Source organism: Noviherbaspirillum phoenicis (assembly GCF_047237965.1).
In the GTDB taxonomy this organism is placed as follows: Bacteria; Pseudomonadota; Gammaproteobacteria; order Burkholderiales; family Burkholderiaceae_D; genus Noviherbaspirillum_A.
In genome coordinates this window covers 152,968-172,810 of sequence record NZ_JBDFLX010000003.1, presented here as the reverse complement: position 1 = coordinate 172,810, position 19,843 = coordinate 152,968, and the positions used below count along the sequence as shown (strand labels likewise).

General features: G+C 56.8%; 12 protein-coding genes and 1 pseudogene. 8 read left to right on the top strand and 5 right to left on the bottom strand.

Annotated elements, in window-relative coordinates:
- Positions 1-10: 10 nt before the first annotated feature.
- The 3 genes from ABC383_RS23025 to ABC383_RS23015 form a co-directional block, all read right to left on the bottom strand.
- Positions 11-499 (bottom strand): YfiR family protein, encoded by a 489-nt coding sequence (locus ABC383_RS23025; RefSeq protein WP_413018459.1) that lies wholly within the window; start codon positions 497-499, stop codon positions 11-13.
- 50 nt (positions 500-549) lie between these two features.
- Complete coding sequence (locus ABC383_RS23020) at positions 550-2,613, bottom strand: TonB-dependent receptor plug domain-containing protein (protein ID WP_413017614.1); 2,064 nt, start codon at positions 2,611-2,613, stop codon at positions 550-552.
- A 323-nt stretch (positions 2,614-2,936) separates the two neighbouring features.
- Positions 2,937-3,347, bottom strand: coding sequence for a hypothetical protein (locus ABC383_RS23015; protein ID WP_413017612.1), 411 nt, complete (start codon positions 3,345-3,347; stop codon positions 2,937-2,939).
- A 79-nt stretch (positions 3,348-3,426) separates the two neighbouring features.
- On the opposite strand from ABC383_RS23015, the pseudogene ABC383_RS23010 reads away from it, so the two are divergent.
- The 5 genes and pseudogenes from ABC383_RS23010 to ABC383_RS22990 all read left to right on the top strand — a co-directional run.
- Positions 3,427-4,744 (top strand): annotated as a pseudogene (locus ABC383_RS23010) (IS3 family transposase); the annotation flags it as partial.
- Positions 4,745-4,779: 35 nt separating this feature from the next.
- Positions 4,780-5,268, top strand: coding sequence for a helix-turn-helix domain-containing protein (locus tag ABC383_RS23005; RefSeq protein WP_413017610.1), 489 nt, complete (start codon positions 4,780-4,782; stop codon positions 5,266-5,268).
- Positions 5,265-5,774 carry an IS630 family transposase gene (locus ABC383_RS23000; RefSeq protein WP_413017608.1) on the top strand — a complete coding sequence of 170 codons (510 nt, stop codon included), beginning with the start codon at positions 5,265-5,267 and terminating at the stop codon, positions 5,772-5,774. The genes ABC383_RS23005 and ABC383_RS23000 overlap by 4 nt, the downstream gene beginning before the upstream one ends.
- Before the next feature lie 616 nt (positions 5,775-6,390).
- Entirely contained in the window at positions 6,391-7,917 is a 1,527-nt protein-coding gene (locus tag ABC383_RS22995; RefSeq protein ID WP_413017606.1) for a cyclic di-GMP phosphodiesterase, read from the top strand.
- A gap of 355 nt (positions 7,918-8,272) precedes the next feature.
- On the top strand, positions 8,273-10,546 hold the full coding sequence (locus tag ABC383_RS22990; protein WP_413017604.1) for an ATPase, T2SS/T4P/T4SS family: 2,274 nt from the start codon (positions 8,273-8,275) through the stop codon (positions 10,544-10,546).
- Between the two features lie 27 nt (positions 10,547-10,573).
- Here ABC383_RS22990 and ABC383_RS22985 read toward each other — a convergent pair whose 3' ends face one another.
- Together ABC383_RS22985 and ABC383_RS22980 are read right to left on the bottom strand one after the other, a co-directional pair.
- Positions 10,574-11,587, bottom strand: a complete 1,014-nt coding sequence (locus ABC383_RS22985) for a nuclear transport factor 2 family protein (protein ID WP_413017602.1) — start codon at positions 11,585-11,587, stop codon at positions 10,574-10,576.
- A 56-nt stretch (positions 11,588-11,643) separates the two neighbouring features.
- Positions 11,644-13,470 carry a type IV pilus assembly protein FimV gene (locus tag ABC383_RS22980; protein WP_413017600.1) on the bottom strand — a complete coding sequence of 609 codons (1,827 nt, stop codon included), beginning with the start codon at positions 13,468-13,470 and terminating at the stop codon, positions 11,644-11,646.
- A 903-nt stretch (positions 13,471-14,373) separates the two neighbouring features.
- On the opposite strand from ABC383_RS22980, the gene ABC383_RS22975 reads away from it, so the two are divergent.
- From ABC383_RS22975 to ABC383_RS22965, 3 genes are all read left to right on the top strand, one after another.
- Complete coding sequence (locus tag ABC383_RS22975) at positions 14,374-15,699, top strand: GAF domain-containing protein (RefSeq protein ID WP_413017598.1); 1,326 nt, start codon at positions 14,374-14,376, stop codon at positions 15,697-15,699.
- Positions 15,700-15,761: 62 nt separating this feature from the next.
- Entirely contained in the window at positions 15,762-17,834 is a 2,073-nt protein-coding gene (locus ABC383_RS22970) for a biotin/lipoyl-binding protein (protein WP_413017596.1), read from the top strand.
- Position 17,835: 1 nt separating this feature from the next.
- Entirely contained in the window at positions 17,836-19,836 is a 2,001-nt protein-coding gene (locus tag ABC383_RS22965; protein ID WP_413017594.1) for a preprotein translocase subunit SecA, read from the top strand.
- Positions 19,837-19,843 lie beyond the last annotated feature (7 nt).

Sequence of the window (19,843 nt, the reverse complement as noted above, 5' to 3'; positions counted from 1 at the left end):
ATAGTAAAGTTTAGTAAACTGATTTAGCGAGCCGAATTACCTTCGAACTCAATGAAATCCTGGCGGAATGTGCTGAATCATTGTTGAATTCAAAGGCAATCTTGTTATTTTCGATATGCAATTCAACCATGATTCCCTTTCGGGCGCTGCCTTCAACATCGCTGATCGTCATGACGCCAGACTCTTTGCCCAGCGTGGCAAGTGCCAATATATTGTCGGCTTCAGATAAGGCAACGAAAACGGCTTGGCACTGCTTGAATGCTTCGGTGCTCGTGCGCGGATAGGCAATCGTCAGCTTGGACGAATTTATCTCCTTGCCTTCCAGCATATTTAATCCGCCGGAAAAAGGATCTCGACCCAGCACGCATAAACGGATCGTTCCATTGCCTCCTACGGGAAACGAACTAAAAAGCATAACGTTATACAGGAACGCAGCTTTCGCAGCGTACTCATTAGCTACCTGGGCTATAACAGGACGAAAGGGGAGTGCGCCGATCATCACGATAAGTGCCTTGACTAAGAGGCGTGCCACGTATCTGGTCGACATATCTAAAATTTATAAGTTGCAACGACTCGGAAATTTCTTCCGTTCTGCTGTATTCCATTCAGATAACGGGGCGGGCTGCTATTGTCGAAATGCTCTTCACTCGGCGAAGCCATGTAACGTTTGTCGAGCAGGTTGTAAAGGCTTGCAGAAAGCTCCAGCTTATTGGCGAGTTTCTGCGTTACCAGCGTGACATTGACAATTCCAAAGCCACCGACTTCGCCACCAATCGGAGTTTTTCGCTTGCTGGTGAACTGGTATTCCAGGCCAGTACGGTAAGCCTTGTCAAGAAAAGGCATGGTGTAGTTCAGTTTGAATATCTGGCGTGGAGAATTAGTCAGCCATTCTCCATTTCCAGTGCTATTGGCATATTGAAAGCTGGCGCTGGTTTTCAGCCGGCTGCCGCCTTCCCGAGCCCACTCGGCTTCCAGTTCCAGGCCTCGGGTTTTGGCTGCGTCGATATTCGAAAAATACAAAAGCCCGTCTGCAGCATCGGTAGTCAGCGAAATGAGATCCTTGAACTGGTATTGGAATAATGACGCGCTGGTTCTAAAATTATAAGCCGGAGAATACTCGAATATCAGCTCTTGCGTGCGGATCTTTTCGGACTTCAAATCAGGATTGATTTTATAAAGGCTTTCGGTCGTTGCGTAATATCGTTCGTAGGCGTTGGCGGTACGAAATGCCGTCCCGTACAGGCCCTTGATTGCCAATTCAGGAGTGGCTTTGTAAATAACGGCGACCCGAGGATTGTTGCTGGCGCCGCCCTCCGCGTCAATATCCCGGCGAATCCCCAGATTAAGGATCAGGTTTTCCTGCAGCCGTATTTCGTCCTGTACATAGACGCCAGAACCATGTTTTAGAACATTGCTTTTTAGGTAGGAGTACAACGGGTTGATATCATAATTCAGCTGCTCCCTTTTGAAGCTGTTGTTATATTCCGCTCCATAAATGACTTTATGATTCCGAAAGCCGGTACTGACAAGGCGCAATTCCCCGCCCAACGACTGTGCATTACCGAGGTCCCTGTTGAGTGTGTCACTCTGTGCATTGTAAATGTAGGCGCCGCTGTAGCGATAGCTGTTCAGGTTGAGGTTGGCATACAAATCAAGCGTTCGGGATAGTTCTCGCTTGTAGGAAGCATAGAGCGATGCGTATTCATCTACCGTCTGGCTTCGAGGATCATTGAATTGCTGTCCATAGGATGCCGTTGGGATTCCCTTTGTACGCTGGCTCAGGTATCCGGATAACGTGAAATCGCCCGCAGATACCTTGGCAAAAAACTTTTTGTAGCGGTCATAATCAAGACCGCGAGCGACGCCATTATTGCTTTCGATACTGTCGAATTCAGGAAAATACAGATCCGGTCCCTTGCTGTTGAGTCCCGAAGCGCTCACCAGGACATCCAAGCCATTATCAAGTTTTTTTCCAAACGTAGCGCGCCCGTACCGGGTATCGTAGCTTGCAACGTGAGTGCTGAGTTCGCCTCCCTGAAAGCTCGCCCCGGATTTGGTAATGACATTAATGACGCCAAAAAAAGCGCTGCTGCCGTATATTGCCGATCCCGGACCTGGAACAAATTCGACCCGGTCGATCAATTCAACGTCGATGGGAAATTCTGTACCGGCGGCCCCCGTATCATAGATGGCGTCATTAGTGCGCTTGCCGTCAATCAATATCAAAAGGCGGGTGTTGAAGTCTCCTGGCCGCCCGATGCCGCGGGTCCCAATGTAGCTGTAGTTTCGGTCATAACTGATATAAATGCCGCGCATGCTTTGCAAAATATCCGCCAATGACCGGTGTCCGTAATCCTTGATGTCCTGGGCGGTCACGACAGAAACCGAGCCTGGCACGTCACTCACCTTCTGCGCAATCTTGGAAGCGCTAACGATCTCCATGTTAAAAATTTGATCGAGGCTCAGACTGGTCAGATCGGGTGAATGAGCGGCAAACGCTGGCGGTTGCAGAATTAGGCTTGCGACGGCAGCAGAGATGAACAGGTTCATCGACTCTAATGAAGATTTTCCATTCATTGTTAAAAGAGTTGCTTTGGCACGAAAAAGAATCATGCGAATAGTTCGTTTTGCAAATAGAAATGCGATGTAGACATGCTGGGAAAATGGTAGGGATTGCAGTATTTTTTACAAGTCGCTAGTCAGATGCTCTTTCGCACGATTTTCTCTATTACTTACTGGCGTGCATTTGCGATAATGTCTTGCGAATTGTGTTGTGTATTGGCAACGGATCGTGTAAGCAGCTCACTGAAGCGCTCTGCCATTTTTGACTTTTTTGTAAAAGACCATAGCCTGTTTGTTATTTAGGTAAAAAATGCGTGGTTATTGCTATTGACGAGTTTATGGACACTTCATTGCTACAACTGAGATTCGCGATATCATAACGGAAAAATTACTTTAAGGAAATTTATTTCTATCGTAGGGAATTGCGCGCACGGAGCCGCCCCGGGGCGATTCGCGATGACTGGATCGCCTGTGACAGGGAGCCTTTTACGTAACGGACCCATGTGTTGGAGCTGTTTGTTACGTTGTAACGGCGTGGTATTACGAGCTGCGATACGCCTTGCATTGAACCCGGGCGGATAGTCAAGCTTGCTCGGATGGTTGGCGCCGTTGGGCGGCTCGCTATGTTGTCGCTGGCGATTGTAAAAGGCTTCGATATAGTCGAAATTGACGGGTTTCTTGGCGTCTTGGGTGTTATAGCGCACGCGATGAATGCGTTCATTCTTGAAACTGCTAGACCAGCTTTCAATCGGCGCGTTGTCTTCGCAATCGCCTTTGCGGCTCATTGGACACGCCATGCCATATTCTGGAACCGCCCCGGCTTTGAACTGACCCCCAGGAGTTGGACACAATCTTGGAGGTTTTATGAGGACGTTCGACGTCAAGTTCAAACGGAAGGTGGTCCGGGAGTATCTCTCTGGCAAAGGGGGATACAAGCTTCTGGCCGCCAAGTTTGACATCGCTGACAGCCAGGTCAGAAGATGGGTCGGGGCATATCAGCATCACGGCAGTGCCGGCCTTGATCGTCAGCGCGGTCGATACACGTGTGAGTTCAAGTTGGAAGTGCTGCACCGCCTCGCGGCCGAAAACCTGTCCTGCCGCGAGCTGGCAGCTCGGTACAATATTGGTAACCCTCATAGCATCACGATGTGGCAGCGACAACATGAGCGCGGAGAGCTTCGTTCGCCGCAGCATATTCTCCCATTGGATAATCTCGTGCCAACAAAGAAAAAGACCTCGCCTCGATTGCCAGAGCCTGAACAGTCAGAGCAGGCAGACCGCTTACTTCGCGAAAATCAACAATTGCGCGCGGAGGTTGCGTACCTAAAAAAGTCAGTGCCTTGGTTCTAGCGAAGAAATCAGCGCAGCAGAAAGGGCGCAGATAGTGCTAGAACTGAGGCGTGAATTTCCTTTGGCCGACCTACTGCTTGCTGCGCAACTGCCGCGTAGCACGTTTTACTATCAGGCGAAGGCATTGGCTATGCCTGATAGGCAGGATGAGCTTAAAGCGCGGATTCGGGCTGTCTATACGGAACATCGCGGCTTGTATGGCTATCGCCGTGTCACGGCGGCTATCCGTCGCGATGGTTGGTTGGTGAATCATAAGGCCGTACAGCTACTCATGAACGATATGGGAATGCAGTCACGTGTGCGCCCGAAAAAGTTTCGGTCCTATAGGGGCGAGCTTGGCGAAGCCGCACCTAACTCCCTCAATCGCGACTTTACGACATCGCAAGCAAACCAGAAGTGGGTTACGGACGTGACGGAGTTCAGCGTCGCCGGTAAGAAGCTATACCTGTCTCCCATCATGGATCTCTACAATGGCGAAATCGTAGCGTACGAAACCAGCCGTCGGCCTGATTTCTCGTTGGTGATGGACATGCTAAAGAAAGCCGCAAGGAAATGCAGGGGAAAGGACAAACCGCTGCTTCATTCCGACCAAGGCTGGCACTACCGGATGCAGCCCTATAGATCGGCTCTGGCTCGATACGGGATGAAGCAAAGTATGTCGCGAAAGGGAAATTGCTTTGATAATGCGGCCATGGAGAGCTTCTTTGCTACCCTGAAAACCGAGTATTTCCACCTCGCCGACTTCGAGGATGTCGAGCAACTGGATGCGGGCCTAAAGAGCTACATCGACTACTACAATCGACACCGCATCAAATCGAAGCTTAGCGCGGTTGTCGGAATGCTAGACGGTGGAATGCGGCGCGATTTATGCGGTCTAATGATGAGCTTTGTTACCGTGAGGAGGCCATCATGGGCGCTGCTTATTCCGTGGATCTACGACGCAAAGTCGTCCAGGCCTGTGAACGCGGTACAGCTTCGCAGGCACAAGTGGCCCGCTTTTTTGGGGTGAGCCAGGCATTTGTCGAGAAGTTGCTGCGGCTGTATCGTCGCACCGGAGCCTTGGAACCTGATCGCAAGCGCGCCGGCCGTCCGGGGTTGCTCGATGCGGCAGCCTGCGAACAGGTGCAGCGCTGGCTGGCCGAGCAAAACGACTTGACCCTGGCCGAGCTCGCCGAGCGCTTGCAAACGCAATGCGGTCTGACGGTGAGCATTAGCTGCGTGCATCGACTGTTGCAGCGGCTGCACATGCGGCGCAAAAAAAAACCGTTCATGCCAGCGAACGGGACACACCGACTGTACTACTGGCACGCCAGCAATACCGCACGCAACTTGCCGCCTGCGCGTGCCGACACTTGAAATTTATTGACGAGTCCGGCTGCAACATTGCCATGACCCGCCGCTATGGCCGGGCCCAATTCGGTCGGCGGGTGGCGGATGCAGTGCCGAAGAACTTTGGCTTGAACGTCACTATCCTTGGCGCGCTGTCCTGCACCGGGCTCGACGCCGTCATGACAGTCGAGGGAGCGACCGATACGGCCGTGTTTCGTGCGTATGTCGAGCAAGTGCTGGTGCCGACGCTGGTGGCCGATGACATTGTGGTGATGGACAACCTCAGCGTGCACAAGGTCCGTGGCATCCGGGAAGCCATTGAATCCACCGGCGCCCGATTGATTTACCTGCCGCCGTACTCACCGGATTACTCGCCGATCGAAAGCTGCTGGTCCAAGCTCAAGGCAATTCTACGAAAAGCCAAGGCGCGGACCCGAGAAGCACTTGATGAGGCTCTTACGCAAGCGATCGAACATATTTCGCAATCGGATGCAAAGGGCTGGTTCAATCTCTGTGGCTCTGCCGTACATTAATTCGACAACTGCGCTAGGGGCATGAGCCCGGTGGAATATAGACTTCAGGCAGCACGTAACTAAAGTTTAACCGTCCAACTCCTGGGGGTCAGTTCACTTGGGGGCGGTTCACTTTTGCAGCGATAGCAGCCTGTGCCAGGTAACGCAGGCGCTGTCACCCGCTTGGTTCCCAATGCGCCAATAGATGGAATTGTATTCTTGTAACTACAGCAAGACTTTCGAAACCGATATTCCGCCTTTTGTCGAGGACACTCAGCCTGACTACGCGCTCGGTAACTTGGGATTGGTATGAGACCATCCATGAGCGCCTCCTGCTTCGTGGCGATTTATCAATATGCGGACCAAATTTTACGACGCGCATAGGAGGATCTCAGGCATTTCCTATAAAAAAATATTTGTTTCAAACTGAGGTTACTGATAGTAAAAAATTTACGAAAAGTCGTTATGCATTGTAATTGAATTCAGTACGATATTGCACTCATGCAATAATCCGAGCATGCAGAAAAAATATTTGATCATGTTACGCATCATTATTTAAGCAAAAGAAGAGCGACAGCTTTTTCTTTGCCTCGAAGGCGAAATAAATTGTAATCCGACAAGTCGAGATTTCTTTACCATGCTCAAGAAAATTGATACCACTGAGCTGCAGCCTGGAATGTACATCGCCAAGATTAGTGAGAGCTGGTTTCAGTCACCATTCTGGCGCTCGGCATTTTTGCTATCGAATGAGCAGGATATTCATACACTCCTGGAGCCTGGTTTTACCAGCGTATGGATTGACATCAGTAAGGGAGGTGATCTTGAAACGATCACTACGGAACTCTCGACTGAAAGTGACGCGGCTCCGGAAAACGACGCCTTGAACGCAGGTGGCATCGATAGTACTGCTGGGCCGTCTCCAACGACAACAACTCATGAAATCAAGAGCCGTGCAGAATCGTATGGTTTTGGCGAGCCACGGCCGGCGCCATTAGATACCGAGCGGGCGCGCGCTGCAGCTCTTTGCGGCAAGGCACGACGTGCGATGGTGGCTATGTTTCAGGAATTACGCATGGGCCGAGCGGTCGATGCACAAACCATGTTACCGGTGGTCGATGAGATTTCCCAGTCAGTGCTTCGAAATTCCGATGCTCTTATCGGCCTGGTGCGTCTAAAGACTAAAAACGACTATACATATATGCATTTAGTGGCTGTTTGTGCGCTGATGGTAGCTCTTGCTCGCCAACTAGGCATGTCCGCGGATGCAGTCCGGGAGGCGGGTTTGGCTGGCTTGCTTCATGACATTGGCAAGATGGCAGTACCGAACGACATTCTTGACAAGCCAAATTCACTAACAGACGATGAGTTCCGCATCATCAAATCCCATCCGACGGTCGGCCACTGGATTCTGATGCAGGGGCATGGAGTACCAGAAGGTGCTCTCGACGTGGTATTGCGTCACCATGAAAAAATAGACGGTTCGGGTTATCCGCATGGATTGGCCGACGAGCAGGTCAGCCGCTTGGCGCGCATGGGCGCTGTTTGCGATGTCTATGATGCGCTTACGTCAAACAGGCTGTACAAGGAGGGATGGTGTCCGAACAAGGCGATTCGCCAGATGGCAGGCTGGAAAGGCCACTTTGACCCGGTAATTTTCCAAGCGTTCGTCAAGAGTGTAGGAATTTATCCAGTCGGCACTTTAGTGCGCCTTGAATCCGGCCGGCTTGGCGTGATCATGCAGCAAGGGCGTGATTCTTTGCTGCAGCCAAAAGTCAAAATCTTCTTTTCAACGAAGTCAATGACGCATATCTCGCCAGAGGTGATTGATCTTGCAGCGCCCATGCGCGGGACAAGATCGCTGATTGGGAAAACCCGGATAAGTAGAAATTCAAGAATCTCGACCGAACGTGGGTGCATGGCTAAAACCGATAAGAAATCGCAGTATCGGCCTATGGCCTTGGTAACTGCGCAGCTACATCGTGATCGTTTCCCTGCGATGCAAGTGCAACGGCGTGCCTGGGGCCAGTTGCATTGCTCAGCACGAGCACCCGCGACACTTGCGAGCGGCAGATCCACGACTTGCCATCATGGTTTCCGTGCGTGCCTGCCTGTTATGCCGTCTCGACGTACGCACAAGCTGCCACACTATCCTGCGTGTGCCTAGCTGTTCAATCACCTCGCTGAGAGAGCTCGCGTTCGAATAGGCTGCCGCATGAAATCGGCAATAATGAATGGGGGCATATCGATGAGGCCACCATTCGGAAACCAGCGTTGTTAACCTTGAGCGCCAGTGTCCCGCGTCGTAGCTCATTAAAGCCGGCGCAATGCAACATATCCGCAAATTTATTGCTTGTAAGCAACCATTGTCAGTGCTAGTTTACTCGTCATTATTAACGCAAAACAAGTGATGTATGATCGATTTTGAATGGCCCAACCCGCCGCATTTCCAAGCTTCGACCGGATCTCGAGGCCCTCAATCTGCACTGCTTACGCTTAATAGCGGTAAGCAGGAAACAGGAATGTTGGTCAAGTTTGACCCTGAAAACAAGCTGGTTGAATTTGTTCATAAGGACTGTCTGCTGTCAAGTCAAGTTGGCTTCACGGAGTTCAGGAGTCTGCGCTTGACGCAGCCAACTGAAATGAAGCGGATAGCATTAATTCAAGAACAGCAACTCGTTCCGGCCGCTGCAAGTCCAACCCAGCGTTGTGTCGTCAACTTCAAAGATGGCGATAGCCTGATGGCTGAAACCATGGGTTATGTCGAGCATCCGTTCGGCCTGTTTCTTTTCCTCCGCAGTTATGATGACGAGGTACTGCGCTGGTTCATTCCTGCGAGCGCAATATCGAGCTATCGCATTGGCGAGCACTTGGGGCGAATGCTGGTCGAAGGCCGTTTGGTATCGCAAGATGCAGTGGATCTTGGCTTAAAAAAACAAGAAGCATTACGCACTCGTAAATTGGGTGACTACTTGCAAAAACAGCAGATACTCAGTCAGGAACAGGTGGAAAAAGCGCTCCACCAGCAAAAGGAGCTGCCCCATATACGCTTGGGAGAAGCGCTGCTGCAGGAGGGCCTTATCACGCAGGAACAGCTGGAGCAGGCGTTGGCGATGCAGACGCATGACCGTAAAACCCACTTGGGCGAGATCTTGGTGGAAATGGACGTCGTCAAGCGCGACACCCTGCGCCGGGTGCTGGCCCAGAAGCTGGGCATTCCACTGGTCAGCCTGCGCAAGTTCGATTTTGACCTGAACCTGATCAAATCGGTGCCGGCCGATCTCGTGCGCAAATACCAGATCATGCCGCTTTACCGTACCGAGACCCGCATGGTGGTTGCGCTGGAAAATCCGCTTGCCATCGAAGGCCTGCAGGCGCTCGGCTTCTACACCAAGCTGAAGATCGATCCGGTGATGGCGTCGGCGGACGACCTCAGCGGCGCAATCAGGAAGTTTTACGGCAGCCAGGCCAGCCGGGAAAGCATGGAAGACCTGGTGTTCGAACTGGGCGGCACCGACCTGGTCACGCCGGCAAGCACCATCAGCGTGATGGACGATGTATCGGAGTCGGACAACACGCTGGTGCGGCTGGTCAACAAGATCATCATGGATGCCTATGAAGATGGCGCCTCCGATATCCATATCGAAACCATGAAGGGCAATCGGCCGACCCAGGTACGCTTTCGCAAGGAAGGCCTCATGTCCCACTATTCCGATATCCCGGCCAACTTCCGCAATGCGCTCGTGTCCCGTTTGAAGATCATGAGCCGCCTGGACATTTCCGAAAAGCGGCGCTCGCAGGATGGAAAGATCGATTTTTCTCAATTCGGCCCGGCCCGCATCGAGCTCAGGGTGCTGACCATGCCGACGACAGAAGGTCTGGAAGATGTGGTGATGCGCATCCTCAGCGCTCCCAAGGCGGTATCGCTGGATGGCCTCGGCCTGTCGCCCAGCGCTCTGGAAGGCATCCGCAAGATTGCTGCGCGGCCCCACGGGCTGCTGTTTGTATGCGGCCCGACCGGATCGGGCAAGACCACGACGCTCCATTCCATCCTCGCGCATATCAACACGCCCGATCGCAAGATCTGGACTGTCGAGGACCCGGTCGAGATCACCCAGGAAGGCTTGCGCCAGGTACAGGTCCAGCCGCGCATCGACTGGACCTTCGCCGCCGTACTGCGCAGCTTTCTCAGGGCCGATCCGGATGTGATCATGGTCGGCGAAACACGCGACGCCGAAACCGCCCGCACCGTCATCGAAGCCTCCCTCACCGGTCACTTGGTCTTTTCAACGATGCACACCAATAGCGCCGCGGAAAGCGTAGTGCGGCTGCTCGATCTAGGCCTGGATCCGTTCAATTTCGGCGACGCGCTGCTGGGCGTTATCGGTCAGCGCCTGACGCGCCGCCTGTGCGTTTCCTGCCGCATCGCCGATACGGCTTCCGACGAGGAACTGGCCATGCTGGCGTATGAGTACTGCCTCGACACTGCGCTTTCCGCTGACCGGATCCTGGCCGACTGGCATGCAACGCATGCAGGCCCGGATGGCAAAATGACGCTGCACCGTGCCCGCGGCTGCGAGGAATGCAACGGCAGCGGCTACAAGGGCCGGCTGGGCATTCATGAGTTGCTGGTTAACAGCGGTGCGATCAAGCGCATGATTTTAAACCGGGCCAGCGTGGCGGAGATCACTGCGCAGGCGATGCAAGAGGGGATGGCGACGATGCGCCAGGACGGCATTGCCAAGATCCTGCAAGGCTATACCGACTGGGAGCAGGTGCGCACCCTGACCAGTTGAGGCGTCCGTGGCGTCGGCCTCGACGCTTTATCCGACCCTTTCCTGGCGAATGCGCCAGGCGCCGTCAAGGCGGATAAGCGTCAGAGTTTTCTGATCGGTCGAACGCAGTTTGTCTGAACTAAATTGCTGTTTGAACTGCACAGTCGCCTGGCCACCCTTCAGCGTTACCTTGGGGTCGACTACCTTGACGCTGATGCGCTGCTTGTTGGTGATCCGCTCGGCGCGCTCGGCGGCCCATTTTTCATGGCTGAGACCGCGCGGCGTCACAAAATCTTTGCTGTAGGCGGCAAGATAGGCGCTCACATCGCGTGCACTCCACGCATTGGCCCATGCATTCACGGCTTCGAGCACGGCTGCCTGCTCGGCATCGCCGTGTTCGGCAACAATTCCCCGACTGACCGCTTCCTTGCCAAGAACGGGTTTAGGCGCGGCTGCAGTCCTCTCCGCCATTGCTGGCGCATTTTTTTCGGACGGGGTGGCGAGCTTGGCGATGCCAGACGCAGATTGGACAGTGCCGCGCAGCGCCGCAGCTTTGGCTCGGGCGTTGGCATTGCCGTCGAGCTTGGCTGCCTTCTCATATGCCTGGCTGGCCAAGCCGGCATAAACGTCGCCCAGATTTTCATGCGCCATACCGTAGTCGGGATTGTTCGCAACTGCCTTGTTCAGCGCAATGCGCGCACTCTCATACTGGCCACCGGCCGCATACAGCACGGCTAGGTTGTTGTAGGGTTCAGATAGCCTGGGATAGTCTTCGGTGAGCTTGAGCAATAGCGTGATTGCTTCGGCCGATTTACCCTGCTGGGCCAGGATGACGCCTTTGTTGAAACGCATTTGCGGATGCCGGGGATTGGCGAGTAATGCCTCGTCGACTTGCATCATGGCCGCATCCAGTTGGCCGCGCTGCATCAGTTCTGCAATTTTCAACTGCGCTTCTGCCGGCGCTGCACTGGCACTGGCGACAAGAGCGCTGCACAGCAGGAAGGTTGCGCCCGGCGACAGACAATTTCTCCAAAATCGGCGAACAGAAAGCTTTCTTGACATAGGTTGTTTTTGATACGTTCTTAGTGGTGGTTGTTTGCTTCGTCGATGACTGCTGTTTAGCCAAACTGACTTGCCGTCGATAATTTCTCAGTTTCCTCTGCCGCTGCGATAGCACGCACAATTTCCCGATACGCTGAAAAGTCGAATTTGTGAGGAGCTAACAGCAAACCTTTCAAATACGGAAGCAGGGCGCTGGTTTGGGCCAGAGCGTCAATTGTTTCAACCACGTCGGGGAAGCTTGCCAGCGTAAGCCGTGGCCGTGCATCTGGTTGCCAGTATTTCGTCGCCTCGGGAAAATACCGACTCATGCGTGCCTGGAGGGCCTTGATTTGTTCTTGGTCGCCGGCAGTCTGGTAAAGCGCGATCAAGTAGAGTCCGGGCGCCGGAGAAAGCATGTCCTGGCGCTCCAAGTAAGGCCGCAGGGGTTCGGCTGCACGGAGCGGGCTGTGTTCCATCATCCAGCGCTCAGCTGCCAGCAACATGTCGGCAACCTCGTCGGCATGCGTCTGCGCCGCGCTTTCCGACACGGCAGGAAGGATCAACTCCGGTAAAGCGATGTGGCGGTCCTGCATCCCATCATCTGCTTGCTCCGTCGTGAGCAAAGGAAATGTAGTGTCAGGCGCTGCAGGCGCAGCGGCCGCAGCAACGGGGCCGGTCGGTTCAAGGTCCCATTCAAGCGTTGGGCTGCCCGGTTGCGGCGGCGCGCTTGCAAAAGCAGAGACGCTCGACTTGTCTTCCCAGTCGAGCATTGTGGACGGAGTCGCGTTGCTGGCCCTCTCTGCAGGGAAGCTTACGGCTGCTGATGGAGATTGATCCTCAACATGAACCATGCTTGCCTTAGGGACGCTTGGTGGTGCCGGTGGATCAGTCTGCGCTTGCGTATCGAATGCCGACGTCAGTATCAGTAACTCGTTTTGATAACGGCGCTTATCCTCAACGCGGCATCGCCACAGCCACAGTGCAATGGCAACGCTGGCAGTCAATAACGCGGCAAGAAGAGCCAACCACTCGCTGGAAACCAGGCTTTTCCGTTCAGCTGCCATTGCTGCTTTTTCTTTTTTCAGTTCCTGCCTTAACGATACGGCCGACTGCGTAGCAAGACGTAGTTCTCGTTGGGCATCCCGCAACTGGCCGCGGATCAAGGAAGTCGGATCCTCGCCGGATACCGGTTCAGGCACACGGGTCTGGTCAGCATCAAGCGGCGTCGGCTTCGCCTTGTCGGCTTCTCCGAGCGGTTCGGACAACGTGGTTGCATGTCGCAAGGTGAGGTAAGGCTGCGCTTGTTCCGGACCGGTATTGGCGGTCGATAGAGTCAACAGGCTCCTTGCGGCTGGCGCCTGCTTGGCCCTGGGGATCTTTGGAGTCTTGCCCGGACCGAGCACGCCGGACGCAACAGGGGCCGCAGCAGAAGTTAATCGACTCGATTTGTTCTGCACGGCAGAGGGCGGTTCGACGTCTGGCAGACGTGGCTGCTGGCTCTTCGCACTTACTGACTGCATTTCCTGATCGGGATCAAGCAGTATTTGGTAGTCCCGTCTAATGGTGCTTTCACAATTGACCTCAACCGCGATATTCACGACAGGCTCGGACAAGCGTTCGCGCCCAGCGATGTTGATCGTTGCACCGGAACCCTTGACGATAAGCTGCGAACTAGGTTTCGACAGCAAGTTGCCATCCAGTGCCGTAACGCGGGTTGTGAGGCAATTCGCTTTGAGTTCTTCTGCGCCTAGGCCATACACAGCCACTTGGGCCTGAAGCGGGTGGCCCAACTTGGAACTCAGTGTGATCGGACCCAGCCCAAGCGCATCGGCTTGGGTGCTCGAAAAGGCAAGAAACAATGCCACTGGCCTTGGCCAAAATTTTTTCAGTGCAAATTGCATCATTAATGTTAGCCGATAGACCAACTTCCTAGTCGTCATGAACTATTAAGTGACCAACAGCAACATCGGTCTCGGTCAAATATTGCCATGAAACAATTTCATAGGCAAGACAATGGTGACCCTAAGAAACAAAATGGAGCCGGCAAAAAACAATCAATAGACAACGAGAGCCTATTTGCGTGGAATGGGATAGCTGACAATTTTTGTACCTGATTAAAGTACGCAAATGATGCGAATTAAGTTCATGAGAACGGCGCATTAATGCAAACGCCCGCCTGCCGGTGCGGAATGGCACACTACGGATGAAGCTTATTTTTTAAAATTCAGCCAGGGCAACGGGTTTTCTCAACTCTTAATCCCGCGTGGCGTAAACAAATAGTTTGCCTGAACTGGCTCTTAGCTTGTTTGCGCTTAAATCGTGCTTTTTCAATCAGCACAAAGGACCATCAGTCAAATCAGATAGGCGGACGCATTGCAGGTGTACGTTGTTTCTTCGCGACAACTCTCTCCGTTGAGAAGCGCAAGCCAGGCAGATTGCTTTACCGGCTAGCGCTTTCATCCTGATGAGATTGCCAACTCAAGACGAACAGCTGCCAACGGCGATCGCGCCATTGGAAAAAGGGTCGCCACTTCCGGGCGTCGATGGCTGCTTCTTCGGAACACCGTTCTTTTCGATTTTCGGAATCTCTTTCAATTTTTTGAATAAACCCTGTAAGATAGTTGCCTGTTGGTAATTTACGCCGTGACAGCCTGCCGAAACTGCAGGCGTCCGGCTTTCACAGGCGCTGAACTTCTACAACTCGTTGGCTGGATTCATTTTTAACTGTGACGTCTCTTCCTTCAAGCTGCGATGCCGCCGCTGCAACTCTCGTGTGTCCAGGCGACCTGATCGAGATGCAGTCCTCGATGCTGTCACATGCAAGTTTTGAAGCGGCGGCTGCTGACTTCGCAACGCGGCTCGCTGTGCTGTTTCAGGCAAGCCGGGTATCGATTGGTCTTCTGAACCGCGGCGTCAGTCGAGTGGTCGCGGTATCGCATGGCGTCACCGTTGACTATCGCCGGGACTTGATGGCCCTGATCGCTGCCGCGATGGATGAAGCCATAGACCAGGCGGCCAGCGTTGTCTATCCGGACGTGAGCACGCAACCGCGTATCGTCATGGCACACGCAGCGCTAGTAAGCCGGCACGGCGGCTCAGCGGTTTCGGTGCCCGTGGTGGATGCCGGCTGCATGGTCGGCGCGGTTACGCTGGAGCGACATGGCCAGGAACATTTCACCGCAGCTGATGAGACTGCCTGCGTGCAAGTCCTGCAAGCCTTGTCGCCGGTGCTTTTCCTAAAGCGCAGCAGCGAGCGATCGCTGGCTGCTCATGCGGCAGGCGCTTTGGGCAGTGCAAAGCGCAGCCTGATGACCGCCAATCCTGCACGTAAGATTGCCGCCGCACTGGCCGCCATGGCGTTGCTGGCCACGATTGCGGTGCCCGTGCCATACCGCATTCACGCGCCAGTTCGGCTCGAAGGCGCGGTGCAGCGCGTGCTGACTGCTCCCGACGACGGATATATTCAGCAGGTTGAGGTTCGACCCGGAGATCCGGTCAAGGGGGGGCAGACGCTGGCACAACTGGCGCAGCAGGATTTGCAGCTTGAACGGAGCAAGGCCGAGAGTGAATTGGCGCAGTACGAGAGCAGTTATGGGATGGCGCTGGCCCAAGCCGACCGCTCCATGCTGGTGTCCTACCAAGCAAAGGCCAGTGGGGCGCGCTCCCGCATCGACCTGATATCCCGCCAAATCGAGCGCTCATACATCGTCGCGCCCTTCGATGGCGTGGTGATCAGCGGCGATCTGAGCCAGTCCCTGGGTGCGCCGGTACAAAAGGGCAATCCTCTGCTAGTCATCGCCCCGCATGACAGCTACCGACTGATCGTGGAAGTGGATGAGCGCGACATCGCCGACCTGGGTGTCGGCGCTGCCGGCCGCGTGCGCCTGACCGCCTTGCCAAATCAGTCCATGTCTTTCGCCGTCGAACGCATTGCGCCGGTCGCAGTGAGCCGCGACGGGCGGCATTTCTTCGAAGCCGAGGGCAGGCTCGATTCGAACGCGGCCGCCATCCGCCCGGGACTCGAAGGCATTGCTCGCATCGACGCCCCCGAGCGCTCGCTTGCAAGCATCCTTGGCCATCGCATTCATGCCTGGCTGCGTCTGTCGCTATGGTCGCTGGGCTGGTGGTCATGACGGCGCTGCACAGCGCGCATTGGTATCGTGTTGCCGGCCTGCGACCGCGCTTGCGTGCGCAAGTGCAAGTACAGCGTCACGTTCATCGTGGCCAAGTCTGGCACCAGCTGGCGGACGAGGGCAGTGGACGCCGGCAGCGGCTAAACCAGGAAGCCTGGCGCTTTGTCGGCTGCTTCGACGGTCGGCTTACGGTAGGTGCTGTCTGGGACGCACTGTTAAAACGCGATGGCGACGCCGCGCTGAGCCAGGACGAGGCGATTCGTGTGCTGGAGCAGCTTTCCAATGCCGAACTGCTACAGTGCGAATTGCCGCCCGACATCGAGGCGCAGTTCCGCCGCAAGAAGGCGCGGCAGACGCGGCAACGTTGGCTTGCCCTCAATCCGCTTTCGGTCCGGGTCAGGCTGTTCGACCCGAGCCGCCTGCTCGACCGCTGTGCGCCTTTCCTGCCGCGGCTGTTCAGCCGCGCCGCATTCGCCGCCTGGCTGGGGCTGGTACTCGTGACGCTGCTGGCGCTGCCGCGCTACTGGCCGGAGCTCCAGGCCTTCGCGCATTCGCATGCCGACACGCCGCGCTATCTGATCATCAGCTGCCTGGTCTATCCGCTGATCAAGGCATTGCACGAGGCCGGACACGCGCTTGCGGTGCGGCGCTGGGGGGGTGAAGTGCATCATGTGGGCTTTACCGCTTTCCTGTTCATGCCCGTGCCCTATGTCGATGCCTCTGCCGCATCGGGCTTTCCGCGACGCGCGCAGCGCGCTTTGGTCAGCGCGATCGGGATCATGGTCGAACTGCTGTTGGCCGCACTCGCCTTCCATGTCTGGACTGAGGTGCCCTTGGGCCTGGTCAAGGACATCGCTTTCGTCACCATGCTCACCGCAGGCTTGTCGACGCTGGCCGTGAACGGCAATCCGCTGCTGCGCTTCGACGGTTATTTCCTGATGTGCGACCTGTTTGATCTTCCTAACCTCGAGCAACGCAGCAATGCCTGGTGGTCTGGGATGGCCCAGCGCCTCGTATCAGGCGTTCAGGAAGTCACACTGTCGCCGGCCGTCGGCGAGCGCAAGTGGCTGGTGCTGTACACGCCGCTGGCCTGGTTTTACCGGTTTACGCTCGGCACGCAGGCCATGCTCTGGGCGGCCGGGAAGTCGGCGTTGCTCGGCTTGCTGCTGGCAGCGGCCTTTGCCGCTGCGATGCTGGCTTCGCCATTGCGCGGGGCGGCCAGCATGGGGCTGCAGTTGCTGAGGGACGATACACGGCCGCGCGCCCGGCTTGCGCTGTGCCTGTCCGCCGTGGCGCTGCTGCTTGCCTTCGTCTGCCTGCCGCTTCCTTACGGCGCCACTGCGCCAGGCGTCGTCTGGCTGCCCGAACAGGCCCAGGTGCGGGCCGGCACCGGAGGACGCGTACGCGAGATGCGGGTGAATGACGGTATGCACGTGGAGCGGGGACAGGTGCTGGCCGTGCTGGAGGATTCAGATCTTCTGTCAGCGCGCGAGGAAGCGGTCAGCCGGCTGTCAGCGCTACTAGCCGACCAATATGGCGCGCTGCGCAATTCACGGGCGCAAGCGGTCAGCCTGGAAAGCGCGGTTGCTCATGCGCATGCGGAGATCGAGCGCTTGGACCAGCGGATCAGCCAGCTCGAGATTCGAAGCGAGGCGAGCGGGCGCATGGTCCTGATGCGCCAGGCCGACCTGCCGGGCAGCTTCATCAAGAAGGGCGGCCTGCTTGGCTACGTATTGCCCTCCGGCCCGCCAGTGCTGCGCGCCCTGGTGTCTGACGGCGACGCTGCCCTCGTGCGCGAGCGCAGCAGGGGTGCATCAGTCTGGCTCGATGACAGTCCAGGCAAGATTTATCCGGCACGGCTGCTCCGGGACATTCCGGCCGCTACCGTTGAGCTGCCAAGCGGTGCTTTTGCCGACAGCAATGGCGGGCCGATTGCTACCGACCCCGCCGACACCAACCACCTGCGCGCGCTGGAGCCGTTCTTCCAGTTCGACTTGGCATTGCCGGACGCCGCGTTCCATCGCGCGCTCGGGCGTGCCCGGGTGCGCTTTGACTTCGGCCACGCGCCGCTGGCCAGCCAGCTGGCGCATAGCTTGCGCCAGCTGGCAATCCGCCATCTCGGAACAGGGCGCTGAGATGCTGACTACCGGTTTTTCCTTGCCGATCCGTGCCACCCGTCGCCATGGCGCAGTGCCAGCGCCGGGCATCATTCACGGGGAGTATCCGCAGCGGCGCGATAGCGAACCTGCCTCATGGGGGCAGTCGCTATTACCGCTACTGAAAGGTCCGGGCTGGAAAGGCCGCGCAATTTCGCGAAACTTTGTTGCCACGGTGAGGCAATGGGAAGGCCGGCACGGGCAGGCAGGCTGCCAGGCATTCGGGAAGCGCGTGCGGGAATTGCGGGCGCTCCTCGCACGCGACGGTCTTGTCGATCTGCTCCTGGCGGAAACGCTCGCGCTGGTCAGCCTGGCTTGTCGCCGCGAGCTGGCCATGACACCGCACGATAACCAGCTCGTCGCCGCGCATATCATGCTGAACCGGCAGCTAGCCGAAATGGCGACCGGGGAAGGCAAGACCCTTGCGGCCGGCATTGCTGCGATCGCCGCTGCGCTCTCCGGGGTGCCGGTCCACGTCGTGACCGCGAATGACTATCTCGCCGGGCGCGATGCCGCCATGCTGCGGCCGCTGGCCGCGGCGCTCGGCCTGTCGGTCGGCATAGTGACGCAACCGATGGACTTCGCCGCCCGGCGCGCCAGCTATGGTTGCGATATCGTCTATTGCACCGCGCCCGAATTGGTGTTCGACTACCTGCGCGACAATCTGGCCGGCAGGCCGCAAGCGTCCGGCCAGGCCATGCCGGGGCGCCTGCTGCGCGGATTGTGCATGGCTATCATCGATGAAGCCGACTCGATCTTGATCGATGAAGCAAGGGTTCCGCTGGTGCTGTCGCAGCAGACCGAACAGACCGAATTGCTGGCCGAGTACGCCCATGCATGGGCGCTCGCCGAGCCGCTCGAGGAAGGACGCCATTTCCTGCTTCAGGGCGCCGTGCGGACGGTGCAACTGACCAGCGCCGGGCGGGCCTTGCTGCGAACCGCCACGTCGCTCGGCGCGCCATGGCGCGCCGAGCGACGTGGCGAAGACCTGGTCTGCAGCGCGCTGGCTGCGCGGCATTTGCTCCAGCCAGGGGTGCATTATCATCTGCGTGCCGGCAAGGTCTGCCTGATCGACGACGCCACTGGCCGCACTGCCGAGGGCCGCGTCTGGTCTGGCGGCCTGCAGCAGATGGTCGAGCAGAAGGAAGGCTGCAAGCTCAGTCCACCCAGTGAAACGCGTACCCAGATCACTTATCAGCGCTTCTTCCCGCGATACCACTGGCTGTGCGGAATGAGCGGCACGTTGTCCGAATCGCGGCAGGAACTGGCCGCCGTGTATGGCCTGGCAGTACGCCGGGTGCCGCTTTGTCGGCCGTCGCGACGCATGCTTGCCCCGGCGCAGGCTTTCCCAGATCAGCAATCCCAGTGGCAAGCGGTGGTCGCGGCGGCATCGGCAATGCGACGCGCCGGACGGCCGCTGCTGGTGGGCACCGACACCGTCGCCGATTCCGAGGCGCTGTCGCGCTGCCTGGCCGAGGCAGGCCTGGCGCACGCGGTTATGAATGCCCGCCATGACCAGCATGAGGCTGCGCTGGTGGCTGACGCTGGCATCGCCGGCGCGATCACGGTGGCGACCAACATGGCCGGGCGCGGCACCGATATTGCGCTCGCAGCCGGGGTGGCGGACAAGGGCGGCCTGCATGTCATCTGCTGCCAGCAGAACGGCTCGCCGCGCATCGACAGGCAGCTTATTGGTCGCTGCGCGCGGCAGGGCGAACCCGGCAGCGCGCAACGCTACATCGCGCTCGATGGCCGCTTGCTCCTGCGGCAGCCATTAGCTAGGGTGCTGCGCGCGCTGCGTCCCGACCAGCGGAGTCGGCTGTGGCCTGCCTGGAGGACGGCCTGCAATTGCCTGGCGCCGCGGCTTCTCACCAGGGCACAAAAGAAAGAGCAGAAAAGGCAGCGTGGTGAACGGGATCGACTGCTGCAAACGGACAGGGAATTGGCGCGCTGGCTGAGCTTCGGCGGCGCTTCGCAATGAGGAAAGC